This is a genomic window from Mesorhizobium amorphae CCNWGS0123, assembly GCF_001686985.1.
In the GTDB taxonomy this organism is placed as follows: Bacteria; Pseudomonadota; Alphaproteobacteria; order Rhizobiales; family Rhizobiaceae; genus Mesorhizobium; species Mesorhizobium amorphae.
The window spans coordinates 5,374,766-5,384,095 of sequence record NZ_CP015318.1 but is presented as its reverse complement, the minus strand read 5'-3'; the positions used below and the strand labels follow the sequence as shown (position 1 = coordinate 5,384,095).

Sequence of the window (9,330 nt, the reverse complement as noted above, 5' to 3'; positions counted from 1 at the left end):
CATGGCCGATAGCATCCTTGACGGTGACACTCGTAGGATGCTGGATGATACCGGCATCGTCAGCTACAGCGTTCTGGACCAGGCGCTGTGGGCACGCTTCCGCACTGCCGGGACGTCCGATGAGTTCATCGGCGCATGGCTGGGCCTCCTGTGCCGCCAGATACCCGATGCCTCCGCAGCAGCCTTGGTACTTGGGGAAGCCGATGCCGGGCCTTATGTGCTAACAGCCGCATGGCCGAACTCGCAGTCGCCGGCCGGCGGACTTCTCGCTGCCGCCGAAATGGCGACAGGAAAGCGTCAGGGCGTCAGTGTATCGGGCCCGGCTGACGACACACAGATCATCGCGTCCCCCATCCTCATCGACGGGCATCTGTTCGGAGCCTGTGCCGTTGCGGTGAAGCGAAACGACGCTGCCTTCACCGACATCATGCGCAAGATCCAGTGGGCTTGCGGCTGGGTCGAGGTGCATGTGCGCCGCGGCATGGGCGATCAGAGCGAACAGGCAGCGCAGCGCAGCCGCTTTGCGTTCGATATGTTGGCGACCGTGATCGAGAAGAAGCGGTACAAGAGCGCCTGCACTGCGCTCGTCACCGAACTCGCCATGCGGCTGAATTGCGACCCGGTCGCCATTGGCGTGATGCGCCGGCGCTGGACGCGCGTTGCGGCGGTGTCCCACTCGGCAGCATTCGACAGCAAGGTCAGCTTCATGCGCGACGTCGCGGCGGCGATGGACGAGGCGATCGACCAGCGGGCCGTGGTCGTCGCGCCACCGCGCGAGGGCCAGGAATATCGGGTCAGCATCGCGCATGAAGCCTTGACACGCCAGCACAAGAACGGCGCAGCCCTGACCGTGCCGCTGCAGAGCAACGGCCGGATGACGGGCGCGCTCACTTTCCTGCGGCCCGCCGACGCGATCTTTGACCAGGAGACGATCTACCTTTGCGATGCGGTTGCGGCCGTGGTCGGACCCGTACTCGAGGAAAAACGCCGCAACGACCGAACAATCTTCACCAAGGCGATCGAGGCGGGCTGGATCCAGATCAAGAGGCTGCTTGGCCCACGCTTCATCGGGCGCAAGATTGCGACGCTGGCCGCGGTGGCGATAGCCGCCTATCTGAGCGTCGCCACCTCGCCCTATGCGGTAACGGCGCCTGCGGTCATTCGCGGTTCGGTGCAGCGAACCATCGTCGCCCCGTTCAGTGGCTATGTTCTGTCAGAATTCGCCAAGGCCGGCGAAACGGTGCGCAAGGATCAGGTTCTGGCGCAACTCGACGATCAGGATCTGACCTTCGAGCGGCTGCGACTGGTCACCACCAAGGCTCAGAAGGAAACGGAATTTGACCGCGCGCTGGCGCGTGGCGAGCGCGCCGAAAGCCAGATCATCGAGGCCCAGATCAAGCAGGCGGACGCGCAGCTGTCGCTGATCGACGAACAGCTGCGGCGCACCCGCCTGGTGGCGCCATTTGATGGATTTATTGTCGCCGGCGATCTGTCACAATCGGTCGGCGCGGCGGTCGAGCGTGGCCAGGAAATGTTTCACATCGCGCCACTCGATGCTTACCGCGTGGTGCTGGAAGTCGACGAAAGCGACATCGAAGACATCAAGATCGGCCAGACCGGCCAGTTGCGGGTCAGCGCGTTGCCGAGAGTGCCGCTGTCGTACAAGATCGAACAGATCACCTCTGTCTCGCGACAGGGCAACGGCCGCAACTCGTTCATGGTCGAGGCTTCGCTCACCGGGTCCCCCGAGCGGCTACGTCCCGGCATGGAGGGCGTCAGCAAGACCCATGTGGACGAACGGCTGCTGTTCTTCGTCTACACCCAGAAGATGATCGACTGGCTGCGCCTTACCCTCTGGCGTTGGGCGGGCTGACCATGGACAGGAGCTATTTCAGTTCGTCCTGGTATCGTGTCGCGCAATTGAAGCCGCGGCTGCGAAGCCAGGTGAGCATCCACCGCACGATCTTCCGCGGCCAGGTCTGGCATGTGATGCAGGACCGGACCTCAGGCCGCTTCCATCGCTTCACGCCGGAGGCCTATTTTATCATCAGCCTGATGACCGGCCGTCGCACCATGCAGGAAGTGTGGGACAACGCCTGCGAACGCCTCGACGAAAAGGTCATTACACAAGACGCCGTGATCCGACTTCTGGGGCAGCTTCATGCTTCAGATGTGCTGTTTGGCGACATTCCGCCCGATATTGAGGAAATCGCCGACCGCGCCAGCAAGCAGCACAACCGTAAACTTCTGTCGAAATTCGCCAATCCGCTGGCGATTCGCGTCGGGCTGTTCGATCCGGACGAATTCTTGAACGCGACCTATCCGCTTGTGCGGCCGTTCCTATCCTGGATCGGCGGCGTCGCCTTCCTCGCGCTGGTTGGCTATTCGATTTTCCTTGCTGCGATGAACTGGCAGGCACTGACCGGCGACGTAACCGACCGGGTTCTCTCGGCCGAGAATATCGCGCTGATCCTGATCGCCTATCCCTTCATCAAGGCTCTGCATGAACTAGGACATGCCTACGCCGTCAAACGCTGGGGCGGTGAAGTGCACGAGATCGGCGTGATGCTGCTCGTATTCATGCCGGTGCCCTATGTCGACGCGTCGGAGAGCCTTGCATTCCGGGACAAGTGGCAGCGCGCCTTGGTGGGGGCGGCAGGCATTATCGTCGAGGGGTTATTGGCCTGTCTGGCGCTGATCGTCTGGCTGAACGCCGAGCCCGGACTGGTGCGCGCCTTCGCATTCAACGTAATGCTCATCGGCGGCATTTCGACCTTGCTGTTCAACGGCAATCCACTGCTGCGCTTCGACGGTTACTACGTTCTGAGCGACATTCTCGAGATACCGAACCTTGGTCAGCGCGCGACCAAATATCTCGGCTATCTGGTGCAGCGTTATCTGTTCGGCATCGAAAGCGCCGAAACGCCGGCGACCGCACAAGGCGAAGAGTTCTGGCTGTTCAGCTACGGCGTCACCGCGTTCTTCTACCGGATCGGCGTTATGGTGGCGATCGTCACGTTGGTCAGCCAGCGTTTCTTTGTCGTCGGCATGATGATGGCTGGGTGGGCGCTGGTGCTGATGGTTGGTTTGCCGCTGGCACGCCAGCTGTGGTTTCTGTTCACAAGCGCATCATTGAGAAGGACGAGGGGGAGGGCCTTCGCCGTCGTTGCCGCCAGCCTCGCGCTGGTAGCCATGCCATTCTTCGTCATCCCGCTGCCTTACGCGACCGCCGCGCAGGGCGTCGTCTGGCTGCCGGGCGACGGGGTCGTCAATGCCGGTGTCGATGGCGTGGTGACCGAGATTGTCGCAACCCCCGGTGCCCGGATTGAGCGAGGCGCCCCGATCTTGCGGCTGGAAGACCCTTTGCTGGAAGCGCGGACTGTCCTGCTGGATTTGAGGGTCGGGGAGCTTGAGCGACGCCTCGAAAAGCTCGATGTCTCAAACAAGGTCGACGCTAAAGTGGTGGCCGAAGAACTCAGGCTGGCACGCGCCGACCTCGTCCTCGCACGCGACCGTGCCGAAGCGCTGACGGTACGGGCGCAGGCAAGCGGAACTCTGATCGTTCCCTCGGCAAAGGATCTCGACGGCAAGTTCGTGCGCCGTGGCGAGACCTTGGCCTATGTGACGCGGTTCGATCAGCCGACATTGCGCGCCGTGATCCCAGAAAGCGACGCCGACCTGGTTCGCAACCATACGGCGTTCGTCGACGTGCGCTTCGTCGAAGACCCTTCGGTTTCGCATCCTGCCAAGATCATACGCGAGGTGCCTTCGCTGACCGCAACTTTGCCGAACGCCGCATTGAGCACTGTGGGCGGTGGGGAGTTTTCGCTCGACCCGACCGATCCTTCGCAGAAGCGGGTGCTTGCCAACTTGATGCATCTGGAACTGGTGCTGGCCAATCCAAGCAAGATCGACCGCATCGGCGGGCGCATCTACGTCCGCTTTTTTCACGGCAATGTGCCGCTTTACGAACGTACGTATCGCTGGATCAGGCAGGTGTTCCTGCGCGTTTACCAGGTCTAGTCCTCATGAACGGAGTTAGTAATCTGTGGTTGAAGTTAACTAAACTACTCGGGAAGTGCGCTGAATGCCGCATTTCACTTTACAATCGGGTGCCGCGGTGGTGTGATCAATACTTGTCGATCAAGTATTAATGCAGAGCATATCGCGGAAACGATAAATTAACTGAGTTTTACACCTCGAGGAGAGTTCTCATGACTGTTCAGCTTCTTTTCTATCAAGACGCCAAGCCGGTGACCTCAGACCGTCACAGGGATGTGTCGATCAAGACAGGTCACTCCTACGCCTTCGCCCGCAACGTGAACTCGGTACCGGTGACAGCTGTCGAATTCGCGCAGGCAGCGGCGGAGTATCCGATCGTTTTCGCGGGCACCGAACAGTCGATCATGCCGGCAGTTATTCTTGGCGTGAAGCAGACCGAAAACCTTTATGTAGACGATGCCGGCAACTGGAGCGGCAAATATGTTCCGGCGTTCGTGCGGCGCTATCCGTTCGTTTTTTCCTCCGATGCCAGCGGCCGAACATTCATCCTCAACATCGACGAGAGCTTTGAGGGCATCAACCGGGAGGGCCGCGGCGAGCGGCTGTTCGACAGCGACGGACAGCAGACGCGCTACCTGAAAGAAGTGCTCGGCTTCCTTCAGGATTATCAGTCGCGCTTTCAACGCACCAAGCGATATTGCGATCTTCTGAAGTCTCTCGGTCTGCTGCAGCCGATGCAGGCGCAGTTCAATTTGAACAGCGGCGAGCGCCGTTCGCTAGCCGGCTTCATGACGGTCGACCGGCAGAAGCTGAAAGCGATCGATGCCGCCGACCTGCAGGCGATGTTCGGAAATGACGAATTGGAGTGCACCTATCTTCACCTCCATTCCTTGCGGCACTTCGCCAACATGCTGGAGCGGATGCCTGCCTCAGGCCCGGATGTCGAGGACAGATCGGAACCGGCGCCAGAAGCGACTTCTGCCAAAGCGAAACGGGAAACCGGCAAAGCGACGGGGCGCAAGGGCGGTGATGAAACGGACGTAAGGCTGCCGCAGGCTTGACAAAGTTGACGACCGAGATGTTACCCGAGCGTATTAGGATGGAAGCTTGACTGCGGCCGGGCAAACGGCCGGGGTCCTGCTCCCGGCCCTCGATCTCGGTGCCGAACGGGAAGACCCGGCGCCGAGATTCCTCGACTGGCTGGACCAGTGGCTGGTTGGCGTGGCCTCGCCGTTACGGGAGCGGGCAAGGCTCCGGCGGATGTATCGCGCGTTGCCGCGCATCGAGGCACTCGGACGTGACTATGCGGGCATAGCCGAAGTCGAGCTTGTCGAGCTGGTCGCGGCGTTCCGGCCGGTGATGCGCCGCGGCGGCCTGACCCAGGCGAACATCGAACGGTGCTTCGCGATCGTGCGCGAGATATCATGGCGCAAGCTCGGCCTGCGCCACCACAACGTTCAAATTCTGGGCGGCCTCGCGATGCTCGACGGGCGGGTGGCGGAGATGGCCACAGGCGAGGGAAAGACGATCACCGCCGGTCTTGCCGCCTCGGCCGCGGCGCTGGCGGGTACGCCGGTTCACATCATAACTGTGAACGACTATCTGGCGGCACGCGACCTTGCGACGCTCAAGCCTGTCTATGACTTTCTCGGCCTGACCACGGGCCTGATCCAGAGCGGCGACAGGGCAGGGCGGCCGCAAGTCTATGCGTCGGACATTGTCTATGCGAGCAACAAAGAGGTTGCGTTCGATTACCTGCGCGATCGCATGGCGCTTGGCCAAAGGACCGGGCTGCTGCACCGCAAGCTCAGCGGCTTCGGCCAGGCCGGCAGCGTAAATTCGCAGACAGTCATGCGCGGTCTGCACCTGGCAATCGTCGACGAGGCCGACAGCGCGCTGGTCGACGAGGCACGCACGCCGCTGATCATTTCCCAGGAAAGCAACTCCGTCGACGAACGCAACTGGGCGGAAAAGACGTTTCGTCTGATCGAAGACCTGCAACAGGATGTCGACTACGTGCTGTTGCCGGACCAGCGCCGCATCGAATTGACGGTAGCCGGCAAGGATAGGCTCTGGACGCGCGCCGAGGCGGCCGACGGATTCTGGCGCAATCGCCTGCGACGCGAGGAATCGGCCAGACAGGCGCTCTCCGCGTTGCTGCTTTTCCGACGCGGCGAACACTATCTGGTCACCGACGAGACCGTTCAGATCGTCGACGAATTCACCGGGCGTATCATGGCCGACCGCACATGGAGTGATGGCCTTCATCAGTTGATCGAATTCAAGGAGGGCTGCAAGGTGACGCCGCGCAAACGCACCGTCGCGCGGATCACCTACCAGCGCTTTTTTCGCCGTTATCTGCGCCTTGCCGGGATGTCCGGTACTGCCTACGAGGTCAAGGGCGAACTGGGCGCGGTCTACGGGCTGTCGGTTCTCGCAGTGCCGACCCATGTGCCGCCCCGGCGCGCGAAGCTCGCGCCTATCGTGTGCGCGACGCGCGACGAAAAATGGAACCGCATCGTGCAGGAGGTCGAGACGATGCGGGCCCTCGGACGGCCGGTGCTGATTGGCACGCGTTCGGTCTCTGCGTCGCAGGAACTCAGCGCATGTCTCGAGCGCGCCTGCGTCGAGCATGCCGTGCTGAATGCCGAGCAGAGCGAGGACGAGGCAAATGTCATCGCGGGCGCGGGTCGAGTCGGAACGGTGACGGTCGCGACCAACATGGCCGGGCGCGGCGTGGACATAAAGGTCGATCCGGAGGCGCTGGCGATGGGCGGGCTTCATGTGGTGCTGAGCGAGCGCCACGATGCCCGTCGGATCGACCGGCAGATGGAAGGGCGGACGGCGCGCAAGGGGGACCGGGGGTCAACGCGGGACATTCTTTCGCTGCAGGATCCGATCCTCGATCTCGCGCCGCCACGCCTTGTCGAGTGGGCCAGCCGGCGTCAGAGCTGGTTCCGGCGCCGAGCCGCGCTTGCGCTGTTTCGGGTGGCGCAGATGCGCGCTGAACGCGCGCATGCAACGGAGCGCAAGGACCTGCTCGACCAGGACCGGCGGCTGGGTGTGCTGCTCGCATTCTCCGGCAAATCCGAATAGACTTGGGCCGGCGGCTGGACGGGCCGCGGCGGGCAGGAGGCACGTCAAATGCTGCGACCTATCATCTCCATCGCCGTCGTGTTTCTGGCCGGCGCAGCTCATGCGGCGGCGCTGGATTGCGTCGTCAATCCTTCGATCGTAGTGGGTGTCGGCGGCACAGTGCCTGGCCTTCTTGAGGAGGTGCTGATCGATCGTGGCGACATCGTCAAAAAGGGTCAAATCCTGGCCCGGCTGAATGCCAACACCGAGCTGTCAACGATCGACCTGATGTCCGAACAGGCGGCCAACACGTCGGAAATCGAGGCTCAGCAGGCACGACACCAACTGGCCCTAAACCGCATGGACCGCTCCAAACGGCTGGCCGGCCTGAACGTCACCTCCAAGGATGCCGTGGAGGAAGCGATCGCGCAAATGGAGGTCTCCAAGCGCGAAGTGGCGCTCGCCGAAACGCGCAAACGCATTCTCGAACTCGAACTCGCCCGGGCAAAAACGGTGCTGGGCCAGAAGGTTATCGTCAGTCCGATCGACGGTATTGTCATGGAACGCAAGCTATATGCCGGCGAGTACCTCGATCAGGACGGCCAACTGGCCACGATCGCACAGCTCGACCCGTTGAGCGTCGAAACCTTCGTCGCCGACAGCGAATACAGCAAGTTCAGCGTCGGCCTCCCTGTCCGGGTGACCGTCAGCGAGCCGCGCGATGAAGTCCATGTCGGCACAGTTCAGGTGATCGACCGGGTGTTGGACGCGGCCAGCAGGACGTTCGGCGTGCGCATCATGCTGCCCAATGCCGGTAACCGATTGCCCGCCGGCCAGCGATGCAAGGTCGAATTCGACGCCAAATCGAACTGAACTGACTGAAGCCGAATGCCGGCCGCGCATACGCTCATGCAGTACTTCCGTGCCTTGGGGCGCCACCTAGAGCCGGGTGCCTTTCGCGCCGCGTGGCACTGATGCAATCGGTTAGAGAATGACGGTATTTTTTCGCACTGCCGCCAAGGCAATGCCAGGTCGCGGGACCATACGGAACAATACGGGAAGACTTCTGATACTGGCGCACGAAAAAATCAACAAAATCAACAAAATCAACAATCTTAATACGTCCTCCGGGCCCACCAAAAGACCCATATAAGTAATTGATTCTGCTGTATATTTCTGAAGCTGCCCACAGCGTGGACTCGAACCCCCCTCAATCTGACCAAAAACTAGCCGCAGGGATTTTCATTGCGATCTCAGAATCGCCTGAGGCGAGATTGCATTGTTCCGGGGTTTGAATCGCGAGAGCGCTACCGCCTTTTCCCCCACTCATCAGATCGGCGGTTCCTGCTCCGTTGTCTTGGATGAGGGTTCATTTTGAATTGCCCGCAGCCGAAATCGTCAGACTGGCAGCCCGAGCTGCTTTCTCAGGCTCTTGTCGAATGCGGACGCGGGGACGAAACGGCGCAGGAGACTGACCTGGCGCGCCATTTTTCCCGCCGCATAGCGCTTCTTCGGAGCGGGATCGATCGCAGCGGCCAAAATGGTCTTGGCTACCACTTCGGGCGCATCGCCTTTTTCCATCGCTTTCCGCACGGCTATGGTCATGCCGGCGCGCGCGGAGTCATAGACATCAAGCAACTGATCGGGGGCGGCGAGATTGTCCTCGAATGACGTTCGGGTATAGGCGGGCTCCACCAACGAAACGCGAATGCCGAACGGGCGCAATTCGTGATCGAGCGATTCGGAATAACCCTCTATGGCATGTTTGGTCGACGCGTAAAGCGCGAAATAGGGGCCGGGGATGAACCCCTGTACAGAACTCAGATTAATGATTCTGCCCTTCCCTTGGCGTCGCATTGCCGGCAACACCGCGTTGGTCACGCGCAAAACGCCGAAGACGTTCACGTCGAACAGCGCTTGGGCCTGGGCGGTCGAGGACTCCTCCGCGCCGCCAAACAGACCCATGCCGGCATTGTTGACGAGCAGGTCGATGCGCCCGGCCTCGGCCAGAACACTTTCGACCATTTTCGCAACGGACGCATCGTCGGTCATGTCACACGCCAGCATCGTAACGCTGTCGGATTGTTTGGGGGCCGGGCGACGGCTGGTTCCGAATACGCGAAAGCCCGCGCTTTGCAAGGCTTGGGCAGTCGCGCGCCCGATGCCGGAGGATGCCCCTGTGACGAGGGCGACGCCAGGATTGGTCTTGTTCATGGAAATCATTTCTTTCTTTGTGTTGGATCGGAGTTGGAG

At 61.3% G+C, this 9,330-nt stretch carries 6 protein-coding genes; 5 read left to right on the top strand and 1 reads right to left on the bottom strand.

Translation table 11 applies throughout. The annotated features are described in order from the left end of the window. Positions 1 to 37 precede the first annotated feature (37 nt). From A6B35_RS25240 to A6B35_RS25220, 5 genes are all read left to right on the top strand, one after another. Complete coding sequence (locus A6B35_RS25240; RefSeq protein WP_006205964.1) at positions 38 to 1,873, top strand: GAF domain-containing protein; 1,836 nt, start codon at positions 38 to 40, stop codon at positions 1,871 to 1,873. Positions 1,874 to 1,875: 2 nt separating this feature from the next. Further along, positions 1,876 to 4,023, top strand: coding sequence for a peptidase M50 (locus A6B35_RS25235; RefSeq protein ID WP_065518319.1), 2,148 nt, complete (start codon positions 1,876 to 1,878; stop codon positions 4,021 to 4,023). A 191-nt stretch (positions 4,024 to 4,214) separates the two neighbouring features. Further along, a complete protein-coding gene (locus tag A6B35_RS25230; protein ID WP_006204144.1) occupies positions 4,215 to 5,063 on the top strand; it encodes a SapC family protein in 849 nt (282 codons plus the stop codon). Positions 5,064 to 5,109: 46 nt separating this feature from the next. Next, positions 5,110 to 7,098 carry a preprotein translocase subunit SecA gene (locus A6B35_RS25225; RefSeq protein ID WP_065518277.1) on the top strand — a complete coding sequence of 663 codons (1,989 nt, stop codon included), beginning with the start codon at positions 5,110 to 5,112 and terminating at the stop codon, positions 7,096 to 7,098. A gap of 78 nt (positions 7,099 to 7,176) precedes the next feature. After that, positions 7,177 to 7,950 (top strand): efflux RND transporter periplasmic adaptor subunit, encoded by a 774-nt coding sequence (locus A6B35_RS25220; protein WP_157999217.1) that lies wholly within the window; start codon positions 7,177 to 7,179, stop codon positions 7,948 to 7,950. A 525-nt stretch (positions 7,951 to 8,475) separates the two neighbouring features. On the opposite strand, the gene A6B35_RS25215 is transcribed toward A6B35_RS25220, so the two are convergent. Continuing rightward, on the bottom strand, positions 8,476 to 9,291 hold the full coding sequence (locus A6B35_RS25215) for an oxidoreductase (RefSeq protein ID WP_006204141.1): 816 nt from the start codon (positions 9,289 to 9,291) through the stop codon (positions 8,476 to 8,478). Between the last annotated feature and the right edge of the window lie 39 nt (positions 9,292 to 9,330).